Source organism: Methanobrevibacter sp. (genome assembly GCF_017940815.1).
Lineage (GTDB): Archaea > Methanobacteriota > Methanobacteria > Methanobacteriales > Methanobacteriaceae > Methanocatella.
Genome location: NZ_JAGAXX010000010.1, coordinates 1 through 18,401, shown reverse-complemented (window position 1 = coordinate 18,401; position 18,401 = coordinate 1). Strand labels below are relative to the sequence as shown.

Below are 18,401 nucleotides of genomic sequence, written 5' to 3'. Positions count from 1 at the left end.
TATCCCGGTCCTAAGGGTAGGTTATCCACGTGTTACTGAGCCGTACGCCACGAGCCTAAACTCGTTCGACTTGCATGGCTTAATCGAATCCCAATAGCAGTAGCATCTGCCAGGATCAAACAGAATTGAACACATAACAGATCATAATACTATAATATTATGAAGTACGCTTAAACATAGACGAGTAATAAATACATAAAATTTGATACAAAAGTTTCTATAATCAAATTTCACCACATCTACAAAACTTACATCATACTCGAAAAACTCAAGTACTCACAAAGCACATTCATGATATTAATAATTTAATTAATACAATAAACATGATAATTTATAGCTACATGCGGAAAAGCAACCATCATAGTAAACATTGTATTAAACAATAATACTTAGGTCATCGCCATAAAACACATAGCACATCTTATAGAGACAGTAATTATATTAACAAATTCAATTAAAAAATATTGCAAAAATTTTTAAAAATTTAATTATCAATTAATAAATCCATATTTTTAAAAGATAATTGATATTTAAAATAATTATTAAATAATAAGTTAAATTAAACCTTATTAAAAAAAATTTTTTCAAAAGGCTATTTTCGAAAGAATAAAACAATTAAGTATTACAAAAAATATTTTTTTTAATACTGTGTATCGTGAGCCAATGCCCCCAAAAGTAGAAAACATAATTATATTTAAAACTTTCTATCTAATTCAAATAATAATTACTTTATATATAGCGAAACCAAAGATATTATTGGTGATAAAATATGAAGTTCGGTATAGAATTCGTACCACAAATACCATTAAATGAATTAGTAGACTTAGTAAAATTAGCAGAAGACGTCGGTTTTGAATACGCATGGATCACAGACCACTACAACAATAAAAACGTATACGAAACCTTAGCATTAATTGCATCCGCAACTGAAACCATTAAAATGGGTCCTGGTGTAACCAACCCATACGTAAGAAGCCCTGCAATTTCCGCTTCCGCTATCGCAACTATTGACGAAATTTCAGAAGGAAGAGCAACCTTCGGTATTGGTCCTGGTGACAAAGCTACTTTCGACGCTTTAGGAATCGCTTGGGAAAAACCTGTATCCACTATTAAAGCAGCAATCGCTGACATTAACACTTTATTAAGTGGAGGAAAAACCGAAGCTGGTGCAGCATTAGGTGGAGCAAAAGCTGTTCAAGAACACATCCCTATTTACATGGGTGCTCAAGGACCTAAAATGTTAGAAACCGCTGGAGAAATCGCAGACGGTGTATTAATTAACGCTTCCAACCCTAAAGATTACGAAGCTGCTATGCCTATGATCAAAAAAGGTATCGAAGCAGCTGGTGGAGACAAAGCATTTGACGTAGGTGCATACACTGCAACTTCCATTGGTGCTGACTCCGAAGCAGCTAAAAACGCAGCAAAAATCGTAGTTGCTTTCATTGCAGCAGGTTCCCCTGCTCCAGTTATTGAAAGACACGGATTACCTGAAGGATTCAACGAACAAATGGGTGCATTCTTAGCTAAAGGTGACTTCGGTGGAGCTATTGGTGCTGTAACTGAAGAAGCTTTAGACGCATTCTCCGTATGTGGTACTCCTGATGAGTTCATCCCTAAAATTGAAGGCTTAGCTGAAATGGGTGTAACTCAATACGTAGCAGGATCCCCTGTCGGTAAAGACGTAGCAGAATCCATTAAATTATTAGGAGACGTAATCGCAAGTTTCTAAACTTGCTTACTTTTCTTTTTTTATTTTTTTAGACCATTACACACAACTTAATAACATACTAATTTTTAACGATAATTTTTTATTATAATATAATACTAATAATATTATAATGGAAATTGAAAACTTAACTAAAGAAATTCGACAAAGAGCATTTGAGCGAAAAGATCCAAAAACCCCTGAGCAAGTTGGTGCCAGTTGGTATAATGATGACTTGACTTATGATGGAGTTGCAAAAACACTGTTCATAATATTGCCAACACCAGGTTGCGCTTGGGCACTTGGCGACAGCGGAGGATGCACCATGTGCAGCTATGTATCAGACTGCACACTGGAACCTATTGACACTGAAACAATCCTTAGGATATTTCATGATCACTTATCCAGACATCCAATAGCTGAAGAGGATAAGATTTCAGTAAAATTATTTGCATCAGGAAGCTTCCTGAACCCATATGAACTTCCAAAGGATGCTCGTGATGAGATATTGCAAACATTGATGGACATGGGCAATGTAACAGAAATAATTGTCGAGTCAAGACCTGAGTATGTCCGTGAGGAATATCTTGATGAAATATTCGACATCATCGGAGACACCCTGTTCGAGGTGAGCATTGGTCTTGAAACATCAAACGATTACACTCGCTTAAACAAAATCAACAAGGGCTTTACAAGAGACGATTTCGAAAAAGCAGTCAAACTGATGCAAAACCTAAAAGAGACCAAAGGATACAACATCAAGTCTAAGGCATATATCTTCGTAAAACCTATTTTGGTATCTGAAGCTCAGGCAATTGATGAGGCCATTGAAACCGCAAGGTATTGTGACACAATTGGCGTGAACAGGCTTTCCTTCTGTCCGGCAACCATTCACAGTGGAACAGTCATCGAAAGGTTCTGGAGAAAAGGTGCATACCAACCCCCATGGATCTGGTCATGCATAGAGATAATCAACACCGTTCGTGATGAATTGGACATCCCTACACTTCTGGACACCTCAGGTTTCGGCTCAAGGAGAGGGCCTTACAACTGCAAGAAGTGCAACAAGGACCTGAAGCATATGATTATTGCCAACAACCTGACACAAACAAAAATCGAATATGAATGCGAATGTAAAAGTGAATGGCTGGCTGAAATCCACAATTCAGATATGAACTCATCAACAGTCGAGATTAAGCATATCCCATTATATTAATATAATTAGAAATGTTAAATATTTATAGGAGGCAAATATGAAAGGTAAATTTATCAGTTTACTAGCTATAATCTTTGGATTAATTATTATAATATTTCCCGTAATGGGAGTTATTGGAGTTGGTTCATTAATCAGTTTGTTCGTTTTATTGGTATCTATTTACCTACTTATAGTGGGAATCTCAATAATAGATTATAATAAAACAGGTGCAATACTTGACTTGATATTGGGAATTGTTCTATTGCTATTGAGTATTTGCTTGATATTCAATCCGGCATTGATTGGATTCCTGACTGGAATCACATTATACCTTGCAGGAATAATGCTGATTGTTGTTGGACTTGTTTCATTAATTAATAACCGTCAATCCAGATACGGATTTTATATCGGGATAGCTGGAGTGGTATTAGGTTTATTATACATAATTATCGGAACTTATGTTACAGACCCTATTGTCCTTGGAACATTAATCGGAATATGGTTTGTAATTAGCGGTATCTTAAAATTAATGGATGGCTAATAGCTGTCCACATTACTTTCTTTTTTTGGTGTTTATTTTGATTGGAATTAGTGCAGATTTTGACCCAGTTCATAAGGGTCATGAGAAATTGATTAAAGAAGCTCGCAAACTTGCAGACAGCGAAGGCAAGAAACTTGTCGTTTATTTGAATAAGGGATTCAGTGCAAATCATGCTCCGTTTTTCGTCAACTTTGAGGCCCGTCGTGAAATGGCACTTGCCTTGGGTGCAGATGATGTCAAGTCATTTGAAGGACTGCACCATAGGTTGGTCCTGTCCTACAGCGTTCCGATTAGGCTCAAGCAGATGATTGACGATGGTGTTACAGACTACATCACCTCAGCAAGCATCACCCTCGACGAGATCAAGTCAAAGGCTCAAAAGTTCATTGATGAGGGAAATTTTGTCGGAATGCCTAAAAGCTATACCAACAGGAATGAAATCCGATGGTATGCAATCAATGAATTTTTAGGTTCAAAACTGAATTATCATGTTGTCAAGGAGTTCAACAAGGACAAGTACTCCGGCAGGCTAATCAGGCAATCCATCATCGACAATGACATGGTCATAACAGAAGACGTTGAAAAGTTACTTCCCGAAACTACCGTTGAAATATTGCAGAGGGAAATCGATGCTGGAAGGGTTCCTGGAGACCGCAACTGGGCGGAAATTTACAAAAGGATGAACACATATTCCAGAGGAAACCTTGAAAAAATAGCTTACCTCAACGGGAACACAATAAACGAAATCATCAAAAGAAGGGTTTATCGTGACCCCGAATCAATTTGGGCAGTGTTTAGAAGGTCAGATTACGGACCGGTAATGACAAGACTAGCCATCAGCGCAATCGAAATGGAAGTTACAAAAAAAGAGGTCATGGATTTGATGAAAAGCTATGAATCACAGGGAGTGATTCCAGACAATCAGAAAGTCCAAAGGGTGATTGACAGGGCATGGTATGTTGCATGTGAAGGTGAAAAGGGAATCAGTGCACGTGATGCCAACAACAAATTCAGAAGCGAAAACATGACTGTTGAAAATCCCCCATTAACCATTGAAGCAGGACTTAATCTGACCAGATTTGAAACTAAAATAACCAAAGAAGGAATAAACACAGATTTGTATGTGGATAAAAACGGAAAGATATCCGTCCAGTTTAAAAGCGAAGGCAAAAAGATTAAAACCAATTTGAGATTGCCCGCAAGGGATGTTACATACCTTCGTTATATCATGGATTCACATTTCATCCCAGTTAATGGAAGTATAAAAAAAGCCAAGAAAGGATTTAAGGTTAAAGTGGTTATCGGTTAAGTTTTTCTAATGCCGCCTTAACCATTACCAAATCATCATCATTAAAATAATCAATTATTTGTTCTAGTTCTTCTGATTTTCTTTTTCGTGAGTTTAGGGTGTTGCTTATTCTTGATTTGGATTTTTCGGTGAAGTCCTCACCTTCAGTTACTGATAATATTTCAAAAAACTCATCTTCCAAACCATGATTTCTCGCAAGGGCCGATGACTCGATTAACAATGATGATAATGTCTTTGTATAAGTGCTTCTAAGCAATTTCAGGATGCTTGCATCACCAATATTGTCGCTAATCTTTTTGGTTTGAATAAAATCATTTAAAAAGAGCAACTCATCTGACTTTTCACCTGACAGATACAGTACCGGTTCGGCCGAATCAATTTTGCCAATTATCGCACCATCGACCAGATTATGGACATGTTCATTTATTTCAAATGTTGTATCTGGAGAGATGTTGTTTAAGTCCAAATATATCCCATCTGCATATTTTCCATATGTTTTTGCAACATCAATCGCATTACCCGGCGAATTGGCAGAAACAAGAATATCTGATTCAATAGCCACATCCTTAAACGAATCCAAAATTCTAACATCGGACTGTTGAATCTTATCGGCTGTTTTAGATGACCTTCCTTCAGTTGAGGTGATGAATTCAATGTCCTTTGAGTCGATTAATTCAATGAGGTTTTGAGATACCTTTCCAAATCCGATAAAACCGATTATCATAATCTCACAGGTTATTTTTTAAATAAAAGCATGTCATGCAAATTAGCGCCGATAGCTCTTGAAATCGTATTACATTTTGCACATAACAAGAAATAAATTTCCTTGGAGGAGAGATCTATTTCGGACAACCCTTCAAAATTGCCCATTCCCTTTGAAATCACAAAAACATGGTCATCGAATATCTTACGGAACTCGTCAGATATTTCACTGTCCACATAGCCTACAGTTCCGCAACCTATCTCGACAATTTCACCGAACTCGTCCAAACCTGCATCAAGAGCTTCCTTTCTGGTAGCGTCATTTAGGATAGGCTCTGACTTGACTGCAATGGTAATGTCAATGTCATACTCCTTAATCTTTTCTAAAAGCAACTTGTCAAAAACAATCTCACCGGTGTTATCAACCAAGTACAGTACCTTGTCATGAGTCTTTAGAGATTTTTCAAACTCTTCAATGTCTTTAACGGCCAATTCTTTACATAGGGATTGCTTTATGACACTTTCAATATCATCGTCCAATTTGAAGGCTCCAAAATCAAGAATATTGCCCACAATAGCTATTTTCACATAATTCTCAAGGCTGTCATCCTCATCCAAAATCCTTTTAACATCCGGAAGATACTTCAAGGCTATTTCATTTCCTTCAATTTTTTCCTTGAAATATGGATCCCTGCATCCTGTTTTTTCTATAATCATTTTATGCATTGCAGATCCTGTACCGTTCGAATTGGTGTCAACTTTGAAATTGTCACTGAGGAACTTGAAGATGTCTTCCATTATCTCCATCTTAAGAAGTTCGTCATCGGTGGATAAATCCAGTGCTTCCTTAGCCTGCCTTAAAAAACATGGCCCGCATTCGTAACTAATTTTCAAGATTAACCACCGTAAATTATTTGAACCAATTGGATTTCATCGCCATCTTCAATTATTGTATCTTCAATAACCAATTCGCCGTTTTGTTTTGACACAACGGTTTGTGGGGACAATTCCATTTCGGTTAACAAATCTTTAATAGTATAATCATCATTAGGGATTTCACGTTCTTCATTTAAATTTTTATATTTGAGTGTAAATGACATATTATCACAATCCTAATTCCTCTAAAAAGGAACATGCTTTACATAATTCGTTTGAAGATGGTTCGCCGCATCTTGCGCATCTTCCATGTGCATACTCTTTTTTCATTTCCTTTTTCAAGATGTTTTTTATTTTATCGTATCCTCTTAGTGTTGAATACTTGATTGTCGGATGCTTTTCTGACAACTGGTTGATTACCTCTGACACTTCGCCCCTGAATGATTGCATTGCATAAGGGCAGCTGTCAAAGTGAACTTCAAGTTCCTTTGCAACAACATACAAACCGATTTCACGTTCTGGAATTTCCCTTAGCGGTTTGATTTTGACTGTGAATTCCTTAGCTTTTGATTCTGTTTTTGCGCCTAATTTTGTTAAGTTATCGGTGTTTCCCTCTAAATAGTTCATCATGATTCCCTGGACTTCATCATCGAGATTGTGTCCGGTTGCAATTTTGGTCGCTCCCATTTCACGGGCTGCCTTGTTTATAATTGTTCTTCTGAACACTCCACAGTATGTGCATGAACCCTTATGGTTTTCTCTTTGCATTATCTCGTCTAAAGTAATTCCGTAATCTTCCTTAAGGGACACTACCTTATGTTCTATTCCCAGCCTTTCAGCGTGCCTGGTTGCTATATCAACACCATCTTGCCTATAGTTTGCAATTCCCTCATCCACAGTCACTGCACACAAGTCGATTATGTTCCTTTGCCTGAAGGAATCCAATATCTCCAATGTGGTCACACTATCCTTTCCACCGGAGAGTGCCACCAAAACTTTATCTCCCTTATCAAGCAATTTCTCTTTTTTGATTGTTTTGATAGCTTTCTTTTCAATTGATTCAATGAAACAGTCCTTGCATAACAATTGTCCTGACTGCTCTCTTTTATAAATTACTTTAGGATTACCACATTTACTACATTGCATAAATATTACCTACATCTGCTCTACGAATTGGGCCAACTGGTTTAAGGTATTTACCTCAAACACATGTGCACCGGCATCCTCATATAATGAGACACAACTGTCCACAATGTCCCACTTATTTCTATCTTCAGGATTCAATATCACTACCTTTTTAGAATCCCTAACCATCTCTTCAACTATTCCTACACTGGCAGGAATTCCATTGACTTTTGGTCCTGCCCAATCTCGACAATCTGATAAAATAATAATATAAGACTTATTGTTGATGTTTGCCATTTCCTGGAATTTCGTGAATGCACTGTACATGTCAGATGTTCCGTGAACCATCATGTTCTTAACGCGCTGGTCTTTGACCTTTACAAATGCATCTATCAAATATTCCTCTTTTAGTGCTTTTGTTGTTTCAATTACCTTATTGTCGAACTCGAATGTCCTTGACCTTTTGAATGCGGTTTGTGCGGAAAACATCAGCATGAAAAACCAGCTGCTGATCCATTCACAGGACCCGCTTATGTCATTCAGGAACAAGTGCTCGTTCTTGTGAGGCCTTGGCTTTGCCTTTACAAGTTCCAATGGAACCCCACCATATTTCAGATTGGCACGAATTGTTCTTCTCATGTCAATTTTATTTGAATGTGACTGCACTTTACGTCTTGAACGCTTGTTTGCAATTCTTTTACCTAACCTTTGACAGATTTCAAGCATTCTTGGGTCGAACCTATTTAACTTAGTTAAATCCTTGTTCATCAGTTCTCCGTCACGCTCAAGTTTCTGAACCTCTTCAAGCAACGGTTGGCCTGAAAGCATTCTTAACTTTTCATTGTTAATCTTTTCCTTTCTTACCTTACTGGCCATGTTTGACTGCTTTTTGATGACATACTTGTTGGATTTAGGCCCTTTACCTCGATAGGCCTGGCCTTTGTTAAGCTCCTCACCGCCATCATTTTCAGGCAATTTAACTGCAAATATCTCATCAAAAACCTTATTGAATTTGGGAATGTCATACTTGTCCTTGACATAGATTGACATCAATGCTATTTTTAGAAGTTCCCTGTCGTCCTCGCCCAAATCCATATAGACCTCAACGGCAGATTGTGTGCTTCTGACACTGACAGGCAAACCCTTTTCTCTCAGTTGAGCAGACAAAGTGGTAATTTTACGAATCATCTTATCTTTTGTTGAAAATATCTTTTAAGACACGTTTCTTGTCGCTTTCGGTTTTGATAGCTACACCAATACTGTTTTCTAAAGACTCGTCCAGGTTTTTGGTTCCTAAATCTGAAACTGACTTAACCCAATCAACGGTACCTCTTACGGATGGCTTTTTCATGAGATTGAGATTTCTGATTTTATGAACCAAATTAACCACTGTTGAAACTGTCTCGTCATCCGTTTCAGGAATTTTTGATTTGACAATTTCAATTTCCCTTTCAACGGTAGGGTATGGTATGTATAAGAACAAACACCTATCCTTTGTCTCATCAAGAAGTGACCTTTGAGAGTTGGATGTCAATATAACAATCAAATCATTTTGCAATTGGAAAGTGCCTAAATCATTAATGGTGATTTCCTGTTCACCTAAAGCTTGGAGTAGGAAACTTTCAACCTCTTCATCAGCCTTGTCTATTTCATCAATTAATAAAACTGAATCATTATCATTCAAGAATGCATTGAGCAATGGTCTTCTGATGAAGAAATCCTCATCAAAAATTTTATCTTCACTGTCGACTTCATTTTTTGCAGCCTCCAAATGCAATAGTTGTTTTTGATAATTCCATTCGCCGACAATCTGTTCGAATGTTATTCCTTCATAACATTGAATCCTAAAAAAGTCCCTATCGAATGATTTTGCTATAACCTTAGCAAGCTCTGTTTTTCCAACACCAGGAGGTCCTTCAATGAGCATTGGTTTTCCAAGCAAGAAGGATAAATATAATGTTGTTGAAATTTCATTATTTGAAACATAACTTGCATCTAAAAGCATTTTGTCAATGTCTTTAATATCAATATTTTCAACTTGCAAAGTATTACCTTCATAAAAATTTTCTTAATAAAATAACTATAAATATAAATTTATTTAAAGTTTATGTATCCAATATAAATATAGAAAACTTAAATTGGAGGTAATAAAATGGATTCTGGAAATGCAATTATTATTGCATTAATAGCAATTATAATCATCGTTGCCGGAGCGTTTTTCTTTATTAATGGAAATGGAATTACATTCGGAAATCAAAATGACAATATGGAACTAGCCAACCATACAAATTCAAACGTCAACACAAATACAAACAATGCATCAGATACCCATAGCTCAAATGGCGATTCATCAAGTTCAAATCAACATACAAGCGCTAGTGACACTCAAAGTGCATCAGACTCTAGTTCAAGCAGTAACACACCGAGTTCATCAGATTCCAGTTCAAGCGGCAACTCACCAAGTTCCAGCTCACCACAAGCCGGACAGGCTGAAGGAACTTACGATCCAACTGATTTTGACTAAAACTATTTTTTAAATTCATCGGGATTTTTGAATAATTCAAAATCCTGAACATATTCTTTTCCTGTAATCATTGCAATTTCTGCTTTTTGAAGTTCAGAACCTAAATATGCTGCATGTTCCATTCTTGTGACCAATTCCTTAGAAATTATCTCTTCATATATCTCTTTAGCTGAATGACCCACTATAACCAAATCCGCCTTGTTTTTCTTAAAATGAGTTGCAGTAATTCTACTATCCTTTACAGTGGTTCCATAGTCAACATTAATCTTAAAGCTTCCAGCCTTGTCCCTTATAAATTTCATAGGTTTCAGTTGCCTAGTCTCTTCAATTCCATCCAATTCATTTAGGACAACATCGTTTCTTTTATGCTTATCCTTGAATGCAACAAGGTTGATTCCCAAATCTTTCGGAATGGATTTCCTGTGTTTTGCAAGAAACATCATTTTTGAAGCTGTTGCCAATTCGTAAACACTTCCACGAGTCTTTCCACTTTCTTCAGGAGTGAACAATATGCTTACACCAAGTTCCATACCTATTCCTGCAAGCAACACATTCACACCACCGGAATCGGCATCCATCAATTCGGTGACATTTCCAACACCGAAAAACATTGGTGCAGGATTGGCCTTGTGGAATTCATGACATGCAATAATAGATTCCACAATGCTTGAACTGTTCACAGGATCCAAAATCAGGTCTGCCACATAGGTCAGACCTTCAGTGTCCCTAATCAGCTGATGCATTGATTCAACCCTTTCAGAAGGGGACTTAGGTGATTTCCCTTGGGAAAAATTAGTTGGCAACAACACAGCAGGAATATTCTTTTCAATTAAGACATCCTTAATTTCGGAATTATTTCCCAAATCCAAACTTAATACGAAATCGATGCCATGTTCTGCAGCCACCCTGATTTCATTCGGATTTAATGTGTCAATACTTAACGGCCTGTCACCCACAATTGGCCTTAATGTTTCAATAAGCTCAGGAATCTTATCTGAAAAGTCTTCACCGGCGGCCATACCTATATCAATCATGTCCGCACCGGAATCCACAAAGTATTGGCATTTGTTAATTAACGCTTCCTTTGATAGGAACGGGGCGTTAGCTATTTCGGACAATACCCTCATTGGAAAATCTTCACCAACTGGAAGGTTTCTAATCATGATGTTGTTTGGCTTTTCAAGAAGCCTTTCGATATTTTCCGTGTCGTTTTCAAAATCTTCAATTAGCTTGAATGCCTCTTTACGTTTTTCCTCTTCAATTAACTTGTCTGCAGGCTTATCTTCAGACAAGTTTATGCTTCCGACCAAATTCAAAACCATGGCAAGGTCAGCACCATCAGTTGATCCCTTGAATGTCGGTATTCCCAGTTCCTTGGTGATTTCTTTTGTTCCCTTTTTAATTAATCCCGGAACCAGAATCATGTCAATTTCGTCCAATTGGTCTGAAAAACATTTTTTAACTTCATTAATTATTAGTCTAGGGGTTAAAAATGCAGCTACTTGAGTATTATCCACAATATGTACAATTATTTCTTCTTTTGAATCTGAAACTACATCTTTTATTAACGGATATGCCAACTCTCCAGTAACTATTAAAACTTTCATAATTATCCCCAACTATAATTTTCGATAATACATATTATATTAATATAATATATTAAATTTTCTTGAAAAATTGTAATTTTATCTAAAAACATTTTAAAATTGTATAGAAAATAATTGAAAATATTAAAAGGTTTCTTAAAAAAATAAACAAGAAACAAAAGATAATTTCAATAAAATTTAAACAAAATTATTCAAAAACCAAATTTTAACATAAAATTTATATATTTTAGAATTTATAATGATTATACATGATAAATATATGGAGGAGAATTAATGATTGAAATTCGTTTTCATGGTAGAGGCGGACAAGGTTCTGTAACTGCTGCTGAGATTTTAGCAAAAGCAGCATTTAAAGATGGTAAATATGTCCAAGCTTTCCCATTTTTTGGAGTTGAACGTAGGGGAGCTCCAGTTATGGCTTTCACCAGAATTGATGATAAGCCAATCGATTTAAGATATCAAATATACAATCCAGACTACGTATTAGTGTTAGATGACGGATTGTTAAATGTGGTAGATGTATTTTCAGGAATTAAAGACAATACTGAAGTCATTATCAATACTACTGACTTCGAAGGCAGTGGAGAACACAAAGTATATGATATTGACGCAACTGGTATTGCACTTGAAATGTTAGGACGTAACATTGTAAACACAATTATCTTAGGATATTTTGCTAAGAAGACCAATGTTGTAAGTATCGAATCCCTTGTAGAAGTAATTAAAGAAACTTTCCCTGGAAAAATCGGAGAGTTAAATGCTGAAGCTACACAAAAAGCTTACGAAATGGGATAGAAAGGTGAGATGATGGTTAATATAGGATGTGTTATAACAACACCTGGAAGTAGTAAAAATAATAAAACTGGAAGCTGGAGAACTTTCAAACCTATTTTAGACAAAGAAAAATGTATTGATTGTGACAACTGTATTGTTTTCTGTCCAGATTCCTGTGTAAACAAACAACATGATATTGATTACGATTACTGTAAAGGATGTGGAATTTGCGCAAATGAATGTCCTTCAGATGCAATCGAAATGGTAAAAGAATAAAGAGAGTGATTTAATGATAAGAGAAGTAATGACCGCAAATAAAGCAGTTGCAGAAGCTGCAAGATTGGCTAAGCCACAAGTTATTCCTGTTTATCCAATTACTCCACAAACTACAATTTCAGAATATTTAGCACAATATGTTGCTGATGAAAAAATTGATGCTAAATATGTTAAAGTAGAATCAGAACACAGTGCAATAAGTGCTGCAGTTGGAGCAAGCGCTACTGGAGTAAGAGTATTTACAGCAACATCTTCACAAGGTTTAATGTTAATGCACGAAATTTTATTCGCAGCAGCAGGTATGAGAACTCCTTTCGTATTAGCTGATGCAAACAGAGCAATTTCCGCACCATTAAACATTTGGAACGATCAACAAGATTCCATCGCACAAAGGGACGCAGGATGGTTACAAATTTATGTTGAAAATGCACAAGAAGCATTGGACACTACTTTAATGGCATATAAGATTTCTGAAAATCCTAAAGTATTGCTCCCATCAATGGTATGTCTTGATGGATTTATCTTAACCCATACAGTTGAACCTGTAGAAATTCCTGACCAAGAACCTGTCGATGAATTTTTACCTCCATACAAAGCAGAACATGCTTTCCTTGATCCTAAAAACCCAATGTCCATTGGTAACTTAGCAGACCCTGACTACTATCTTGAAGCTAGACATGACATGCAAGTTGCAATGGAAAACTCAATTGAAGTTATTCAACAAACCTGCGATGAATTTGCAGAAATTTTCGGAAGAAAATATGGTCTTGTTGAACCATACAAAACCGAAGATGCCGAAATCATATTCGTTGCAATGGGATCACTTTGTAGTACAATCAGAGTTATTGTCGATCAATTAAGAGAACAAGGAGAAAAAGTAGGTTTACTTAAAATCAGAGCTTACAGACCATTCCCTGTTGAAGCAATTGATGAAGCAGTCAAAAATTGTGATAAACTAGCAGTAATCGATAAAAACGTAACATTCGGAATTGGTGGAGCATTATACACAGACATCAAAGCAAAAATCCACAAAGAGGCTTACGGATTCATTGCTGGTTTAGGTGGAAGAGACATCACACCTGACTCAATTTTAGAAGTTTACGAAAAAACCAAAAATGTGCCTGAAAAAGAAGTCACATGGATTGGACTCAAGGAGGAATAGATATGGTAGATATACCTGATAAAAATTTATTAGCACCAGGACACAGAGGTTGTGCTGGTTGTGGAGCATCTATTGCAGTTAAATTAGCTTTAAATGCATTAGGAGAAAATACTGTAGCTATTTCTGCTACCGGTTGTCTTGAAGTTATGACAACTCCATACCCAGAAACCGCATGGGAAATTCCATTCATTCACGTTGCATTTGAAAACTCAGGTGCAGTTGCATCCGGTGTGGAAAGTGCATTAAGAATTCAAGGAAAAGAAAACGTCAATGTTATCGCTTTCGGTGGTGACGGAGGAACTGTAGATATCGGTTTACAATCCCTTTCCGGAGCTATGGAAAGAGGACACAACATGACTTACATCTGTTACGATAACGAAGCATACATGAACACTGGTATTCAAAGAAGTGGAGCTACTCCATTCGGTGCAACAACTACCACTTCACCAATGGGTAGTGCTAGTTTCGGGGAAGACAAACCTAAGAAAAACATGCCAATGATTATGGCAGCACATGGAATTCCTTATGTTGCTACCGCATCAATTGCATACCCTGAAGATTACGTTAACAAGGTTAAAAAAGCTGCAGAAACTAAAGGTCCTGCATATATCCACTTACAACAACCATGTACTACTGGTTGGGGATATCCTTCCGATAAAACAATCGAAATGGGTAGATTAGCTGTTGAAACTGGATCTTGGATTTTATATGAAATCGTTGATGGTAAATTTGAAATCACTTACAGGCCTGATGAACGTAAACCTGTAAAAGAATACTTAGCACCACAAAAAAGATTCAGACACTTAGATGATGAGCTCATTGAGAAAATACAAAAATACGTCGACGCAGAGTGTGAAGAATTAGGCTTATAGGAGGAAAGACAATGGAAAAAATTTCTGTAAACAGCAATTTATGTGATGGATGTATGAATTGTGAAAACATGTGTGCATCTGTTCACAGTGCTAGTAGAATAAAAATAATAGAACATCATTCTATGTATTATTCCATTGTATGTCAACATTGTGAAAATGCGCCATGTATAACAATCTGTCCGACCGATGCAATCACCGACGAGGGTGTAGACACTGAAAAATGTATCGGTTGTGGATTATGTGTAATGGCTTGTCCATTCGGTGCAATGACTTTCCAAGCTAGTACCGCTGAAAAATGTGACCTCTGTGCTGATAGAGAAGAAGGACCTGCATGTATAAAAGCATGTACCAAAAGAGCTATTAGTATCGTTGATCCTGCTAAAGTTAAAGCTAAAAATCAAGAGAAATTCTTGTCTAAAATGGCTGGGTTATACGAACCTGCTAACAAGCAAAGTAGCTTTGTCCACGTAATTACAAGTCAAGCAAGAGCAAGACTTGTATTAGATGAATAAAAATAGAATTATGTTTAAATCAGGAAACTGTACTTCATGTACAACCTGTGGAAGTTGTCAACAAACACCAAATGTTGACACTCCTTATTTATTTTGTATGCATTGCCAACCATCAGATGCGCCATGTTTATTGATTTGTAGCGAGGGAGCTATTGAAGTATTAGGCGGAGCCATAACTCTCAACAGTGAAAAATGCACAAAATGTAGAGATTGCGTTGAAGTTTGCCCGATTAATGTAATTAAGATTTAAATATTTCAAAATCCAAAAATAAGATTAATTAAATTTTATAGGGTTTTATTTTGATTACTAAAGATACTATTAAAGACACTGTTTATGAACTTTACAAAGAAGCGGTTATCGTTCTTGGTGAAGATGTAAAGAAATCACTTGAAGATGCTCTTAAAATAGAAGAACATGATTTGGCAAGGTTAAATATTGAAGCTATATTGAAAAATATTGAACTTGCTGAAGAGAAAGGCATTCCAATGTGTCAAGATACAGGTTTGCCGGTTGTTTTTGTTAAGTTAGGTAACGTTGAAGTCGAGAACTTACGTGAAGGAATTGAGGAAGGAATCAGAAAAGCCACAACAGACGTTCCAATCCGTCCTAATATCGTCGATCCCCTAACACGTGAAAACACAAACATCAACGTTGGAGATTACATCCCACCAATCGACATTGAACTTATTGATGAAGATTACCTTGAAATTACAATATTGCCGAAAGGATTCGGTTCAGAAAACAACAATGCATTGAAAATGGCATTACCTGCTGAAGGAAGAGACGGAATCAAGGAATTCGTAGTCGAATCTGTCCTAAAGGCAAAGGGAAAACCATGCCCTCCAACCGTTGTAGGAGTTGGAATTGGCGGAACATCAGACCTATGTCTAAAATTAGGTAAAAAAGCATTACTTGGAAAAGTCGGTGAAAGAAACCCCGATCCAGAAATAGCAAAATTAGAACAGGAAATCCTGGATGAAATCAATGCATCAGGAATCGGGCCAATGGGACTTGGTGGAAAAACAACCACATTGGATGTGAAAATCCTAAAAGCACACACCCATACCGCAGGACTTCCAATCGGTGTATGCATACAATGTTGGGCCGACAGGCATGCAACAACAAGAATATATGATAATTAGATTATCTCTAATCTAATTACTTTTTTTAATTTAATATCTGAAAGACCTAGGAGTGGTAGATCTAGGAATGTTATCATGAAACTCAATAGCCACATCCATCATCTCAACTGAAATGTCACCCATCCTTTCAAAAGCCTTGATTACCCTGAATAAATAAATAAAATAATTGGAACGCTCTTTTTCATCAAATGAACTTTCGGCCATTTGAGTTGCAATCAAATTAATCGCTTTTGATTGCATGATATGGATAGAGTCTTCAAGTTCCATCAAATCATCCTTCAAATCAGTGTCGGCTTCAAGGAATGCAGTCATGGATAGACGAATCATCCTTTGAGCAGTTTTATACATCTTCTTTAATTTTTTAAGTACATTATCATCAATTTCATAGACCTCATTGATAACGAACTTTGCAATATGACCACAATAATCACCAATACGTTCCAAATCGTATGCAATTTCATTATACAACATGGATTTTGAAATTTCAGAGTGCTTATTGATGCTGACAATGGTTTCAACAGATGTTCTCACCTTTTCAACCATGTTGTTAGTGGCATAATCCATCTCCAAAGCCTTTTTAGCCATGCCTACGTCATATTCCAAGACAGCATCGAATGAGGTTTCAAGTTGGGAATGTACATGTCTTGCCATATTGGCCAACATGTCATTAATTAAAACATTGCCTGTGGTTGTCTTTGGACTCACGTAGTCGCTTAATGATTGGGCAATACTTTCATAACTTTTCAAGTCAATCATATATGCCCTTTTGACTGTGCCGTCCTTAACCAAAGGTTGAAGAAGTTGAGTAACATACCTGCGAGTTATTCCTAACCTTTCTGCTATTTCATCCTGTGTTGAGGGATTTTCATATAATATCAAGTCCAGAATATCTTTCAGGGTCTTATCTTTTTTACTCATGTTATCATCTATTTTTTATAATCGTCAAGTATATCATTTGACTCAAATTGAATATTCGCTGAAGATTTATTTATACCATTATTTGGCATTTCATCCACCGCAACATTAACGACAGGTTCATTTATTTCAGCTTTTTGCTTTTGGGCAGCAATATGATTTTTAAACCTAACATCAGATTCGGGTTTTGAATGATTAATTGTATTATGCTTTGTGCGAATGCTTTCACGCACTTCCCTATAATCAAAATCATCATGCCTATTGGAATGATGAACCTTTTTGACAGTATCATGACTGAAGTTATCTTGATTGATTTGATGTTTGAAAGTTCTGAATTCGTTCTCGGACTCCCTAGCGGACAATGCAATCTTGTATATTACAAATATAATCAATATGAATGCAATTAATGCAATTGGGAAATCAAAGTACATGAATAAAACATCATACATGTTTGTTATTCTTGTTCCGGCATCCACAAAACCCCTTGCCAAAAAGATCAATCCCACAAATGCTATAATGAACCCATGGGACCTTTTGATGATGTCAGGTTTTAGGACAAATGGATAAATACTGATTATCAACATTGCAATTCCCAAAATCCTATAGAGATTATTGTCAGTCAAATGTTGTAGTGACAAGAATGCTGTGAGGAATTGATGAGGTAAAATTCCAAATTCAGACAATAAAGCGAAAATTAACAACAACTGAATTATAGCTATGACTACAAGAGGAAATATGTAAGCAATTTCCCATTCGAACTTGTGGCTGAACGTTGCCATCTCAACAGGTTTTTCCAATGCCTCTGAAAGCATGTTATAAAGAACTGATGAGATTACTGAACCTATAACAGTCCCTGCAACTCCCAAAATAGAGGTCAAAACAGCAACAAACGCTGAAATACAACCTACCAGTATAAGTTTTTTATAATTCACAATTTTCACCTTAAAAATTTAATTCAAAAAATAAAATTAATATTATGATTATTATTGATTTCAAATAATTTAAAGTTTAAGGTAATGTGGCTCTTTCAAAAACTTGTGTGATTTTTTTCTTTTTCGTTTTTTATGTTCCAGTGATTTAATTTTAGCATGAATCTGCTTAAAAGTCCTTGTTCTATTTTCATTGTTCTTTTTATGTGTTTTGGAAATACTTTTTGGAAG

General features: G+C 36.3%; 21 protein-coding genes and 1 rRNA gene. 12 read left to right on the top strand and 10 right to left on the bottom strand.

Translation table 11 applies throughout. From position 1 onward, the window contains the following. Nucleotides 1–126 (bottom strand): 16S ribosomal RNA (locus tag ILA26_RS01660); the annotation flags it as partial. Nucleotides 127–769: 643 nt separating this feature from the next. On the opposite strand from ILA26_RS01660, the gene mer reads away from it, so the two are divergent. From mer to ILA26_RS01640, 4 genes are all read left to right on the top strand, one after another. Then, on the top strand, nt 770–1,732 hold the full coding sequence (mer, locus tag ILA26_RS01655; protein WP_292893350.1) for a 5,10-methylenetetrahydromethanopterin reductase: 963 nt from the start codon (nt 770–772) through the stop codon (nt 1,730–1,732). A 109-nt stretch (nt 1,733–1,841) separates the two neighbouring features. Then, on the top strand, nt 1,842–2,924 hold the full coding sequence (locus ILA26_RS01650; RefSeq protein WP_292893347.1) for an archaeosine biosynthesis radical SAM protein RaSEA: 1,083 nt from the start codon (nt 1,842–1,844) through the stop codon (nt 2,922–2,924). A 37-nt stretch (nt 2,925–2,961) separates the two neighbouring features. Next, entirely contained in the window at nt 2,962–3,444 is a 483-nt protein-coding gene (locus ILA26_RS01645; protein WP_292893344.1) for a DUF308 domain-containing protein, read from the top strand. 28 nt (nt 3,445–3,472) lie between these two features. After that, nucleotides 3,473–4,753, top strand: coding sequence for an adenylyltransferase/cytidyltransferase family protein (locus ILA26_RS01640; protein ID WP_292893352.1), 1,281 nt, complete (start codon nt 3,473–3,475; stop codon nt 4,751–4,753). Here the strand turns inward: ILA26_RS01640 and ILA26_RS01635 are convergent. The 6 genes from ILA26_RS01635 to ILA26_RS01610 are packed head-to-tail and all read right to left on the bottom strand — an operon-like array spanning nt 4,743 to nt 9,500. Beyond that, the gene (locus tag ILA26_RS01635; protein ID WP_292893342.1) at nt 4,743–5,477 is read right to left on the bottom strand and encodes an NAD(P)-binding domain-containing protein; all 735 of its coding nucleotides are present in this window, start codon (nt 5,475–5,477) and stop codon (nt 4,743–4,745) included. The genes ILA26_RS01640 and ILA26_RS01635 overlap by 11 nt on opposite strands. Before the next feature lie 11 nt (nt 5,478–5,488). After that, nucleotides 5,489–6,349, bottom strand: coding sequence for an ARMT1-like domain-containing protein (locus ILA26_RS01630; protein ID WP_292893339.1), 861 nt, complete (start codon nt 6,347–6,349; stop codon nt 5,489–5,491). Nucleotides 6,350–6,351: 2 nt separating this feature from the next. Continuing rightward, entirely contained in the window at nt 6,352–6,555 is a 204-nt protein-coding gene (locus ILA26_RS01625; protein ID WP_292893336.1) for a MoaD/ThiS family protein, read from the bottom strand. Between the two features lie 4 nt (nt 6,556–6,559). Then, nucleotides 6,560–7,477: a TIGR00269 family protein gene (locus ILA26_RS01620; protein WP_292893333.1), complete on the bottom strand. Its 918-nt coding sequence runs from the start codon at nt 7,475–7,477 to the stop codon at nt 6,560–6,562. 9 nt (nt 7,478–7,486) lie between these two features. Next, nucleotides 7,487–8,644 carry a VWA domain-containing protein gene (locus ILA26_RS01615; RefSeq protein ID WP_292893330.1) on the bottom strand — a complete coding sequence of 386 codons (1,158 nt, stop codon included), beginning with the start codon at nt 8,642–8,644 and terminating at the stop codon, nt 7,487–7,489. Between the two features lies 1 nt (nt 8,645). Next, the gene (locus tag ILA26_RS01610) at nt 8,646–9,500 is read right to left on the bottom strand and encodes a MoxR family ATPase (protein ID WP_292893328.1); all 855 of its coding nucleotides are present in this window, start codon (nt 9,498–9,500) and stop codon (nt 8,646–8,648) included. Between the two features lie 108 nt (nt 9,501–9,608). Between ILA26_RS01610 and ILA26_RS01605 the strand changes: the two genes are divergently transcribed. Continuing rightward, nucleotides 9,609–9,980, top strand: coding sequence for a hypothetical protein (locus ILA26_RS01605; protein WP_292893325.1), 372 nt, complete (start codon nt 9,609–9,611; stop codon nt 9,978–9,980). 2 nt (nt 9,981–9,982) lie between these two features. Here the strand turns inward: ILA26_RS01605 and ILA26_RS01600 are convergent, their stop codons facing one another. Then, nucleotides 9,983–11,587 carry a dihydropteroate synthase-like protein gene (locus ILA26_RS01600; RefSeq protein ID WP_292893322.1) on the bottom strand — a complete coding sequence of 535 codons (1,605 nt, stop codon included), beginning with the start codon at nt 11,585–11,587 and terminating at the stop codon, nt 9,983–9,985. A 273-nt stretch (nt 11,588–11,860) separates the two neighbouring features. Between ILA26_RS01600 and ILA26_RS01595 the strand changes: the two genes are divergently transcribed. The 7 genes from ILA26_RS01595 to ILA26_RS01565 are packed head-to-tail and all read left to right on the top strand — an operon-like array spanning nt 11,861 to nt 16,326. Next, nucleotides 11,861–12,382 carry a pyruvate ferredoxin oxidoreductase subunit gamma gene (locus ILA26_RS01595; protein ID WP_292893319.1) on the top strand — a complete coding sequence of 174 codons (522 nt, stop codon included), beginning with the start codon at nt 11,861–11,863 and terminating at the stop codon, nt 12,380–12,382. Between the two features lie 12 nt (nt 12,383–12,394). After that, the gene (porD, locus tag ILA26_RS01590) at nt 12,395–12,637 is read left to right on the top strand and encodes a pyruvate synthase subunit PorD (protein WP_292893316.1); all 243 of its coding nucleotides are present in this window, start codon (nt 12,395–12,397) and stop codon (nt 12,635–12,637) included. A gap of 13 nt (nt 12,638–12,650) precedes the next feature. Next, nucleotides 12,651–13,799 carry a pyruvate synthase subunit PorA gene (gene porA / locus ILA26_RS01585; RefSeq protein ID WP_292893312.1) on the top strand — a complete coding sequence of 383 codons (1,149 nt, stop codon included), beginning with the start codon at nt 12,651–12,653 and terminating at the stop codon, nt 13,797–13,799. A 2-nt stretch (nt 13,800–13,801) separates the two neighbouring features. Continuing rightward, on the top strand, nt 13,802–14,671 hold the full coding sequence (gene porB / locus ILA26_RS01580; protein ID WP_292893308.1) for a pyruvate synthase subunit PorB: 870 nt from the start codon (nt 13,802–13,804) through the stop codon (nt 14,669–14,671). Nucleotides 14,672–14,682: 11 nt separating this feature from the next. Beyond that, entirely contained in the window at nt 14,683–15,183 is a 501-nt protein-coding gene (locus ILA26_RS01575) for a 4Fe-4S dicluster domain-containing protein (RefSeq protein ID WP_292893305.1), read from the top strand. Between the two features lie 10 nt (nt 15,184–15,193). After that, nucleotides 15,194–15,433: a 4Fe-4S binding protein gene (locus ILA26_RS01570; RefSeq protein ID WP_292893302.1), complete on the top strand. Its 240-nt coding sequence runs from the start codon at nt 15,194–15,196 to the stop codon at nt 15,431–15,433. A 50-nt stretch (nt 15,434–15,483) separates the two neighbouring features. Next, nucleotides 15,484–16,326 (top strand): fumarate hydratase, encoded by an 843-nt coding sequence (locus ILA26_RS01565; RefSeq protein WP_292893299.1) that lies wholly within the window; start codon nt 15,484–15,486, stop codon nt 16,324–16,326. Between the two features lie 30 nt (nt 16,327–16,356). On the opposite strand, the gene ILA26_RS01560 is transcribed toward ILA26_RS01565, so the two are convergent. Together ILA26_RS01560 and ILA26_RS01555 are read right to left on the bottom strand one after the other, a co-directional pair. Beyond that, nucleotides 16,357–17,244, bottom strand: coding sequence for a PhoU domain-containing protein (locus tag ILA26_RS01560; protein WP_292893296.1), 888 nt, complete (start codon nt 17,242–17,244; stop codon nt 16,357–16,359). Nucleotides 17,245–17,252: 8 nt separating this feature from the next. Further along, the gene (locus tag ILA26_RS01555) at nt 17,253–18,173 is read right to left on the bottom strand and encodes a hypothetical protein (protein WP_292893293.1); all 921 of its coding nucleotides are present in this window, start codon (nt 18,171–18,173) and stop codon (nt 17,253–17,255) included. Between the last annotated feature and the right edge of the window lie 228 nt (nt 18,174–18,401).

Coding starts and splice junctions, on each gene's coding strand:
- mer (WP_292893350.1), top strand. CDS start 770: ATGAAGTTCGGTATAGAATTCGTACCACAAATACCATTAAATGAATTA.
- ILA26_RS01650 (WP_292893347.1), top strand. CDS start 1,842: ATGGAAATTGAAAACTTAACTAAAGAAATTCGACAAAGAGCATTTGAG.
- ILA26_RS01645 (WP_292893344.1), top strand. CDS start 2,962: ATGAAAGGTAAATTTATCAGTTTACTAGCTATAATCTTTGGATTAATT.
- ILA26_RS01635 (WP_292893342.1), bottom strand. CDS start 5,477: ATGATAATCGGTTTTATCGGATTTGGAAAGGTATCTCAAAACCTCATT.
- ILA26_RS01625 (WP_292893336.1), bottom strand. CDS start 6,555: ATGTCATTTACACTCAAATATAAAAATTTAAATGAAGAACGTGAAATC.
- ILA26_RS01620 (WP_292893333.1), bottom strand. CDS start 7,477: ATGCAATGTAGTAAATGTGGTAATCCTAAAGTAATTTATAAAAGAGAG.
- ILA26_RS01615 (WP_292893330.1), bottom strand. CDS start 8,644: ATGATTCGTAAAATTACCACTTTGTCTGCTCAACTGAGAGAAAAGGGT.
- ILA26_RS01605 (WP_292893325.1), top strand. CDS start 9,609: ATGGATTCTGGAAATGCAATTATTATTGCATTAATAGCAATTATAATC.
- ILA26_RS01600 (WP_292893322.1), bottom strand. CDS start 11,587: ATGAAAGTTTTAATAGTTACTGGAGAGTTGGCATATCCGTTAATAAAA.
- ILA26_RS01595 (WP_292893319.1), top strand. CDS start 11,861: ATGATTGAAATTCGTTTTCATGGTAGAGGCGGACAAGGTTCTGTAACT.
- porD (WP_292893316.1), top strand. CDS start 12,395: ATGGTTAATATAGGATGTGTTATAACAACACCTGGAAGTAGTAAAAAT.
- porA (WP_292893312.1), top strand. CDS start 12,651: ATGATAAGAGAAGTAATGACCGCAAATAAAGCAGTTGCAGAAGCTGCA.
- porB (WP_292893308.1), top strand. CDS start 13,802: ATGGTAGATATACCTGATAAAAATTTATTAGCACCAGGACACAGAGGT.
- ILA26_RS01575 (WP_292893305.1), top strand. CDS start 14,683: ATGGAAAAAATTTCTGTAAACAGCAATTTATGTGATGGATGTATGAAT.
- ILA26_RS01570 (WP_292893302.1), top strand. CDS start 15,194: ATGTTTAAATCAGGAAACTGTACTTCATGTACAACCTGTGGAAGTTGT.
- ILA26_RS01560 (WP_292893296.1), bottom strand. CDS start 17,244: ATGAGTAAAAAAGATAAGACCCTGAAAGATATTCTGGACTTGATATTA.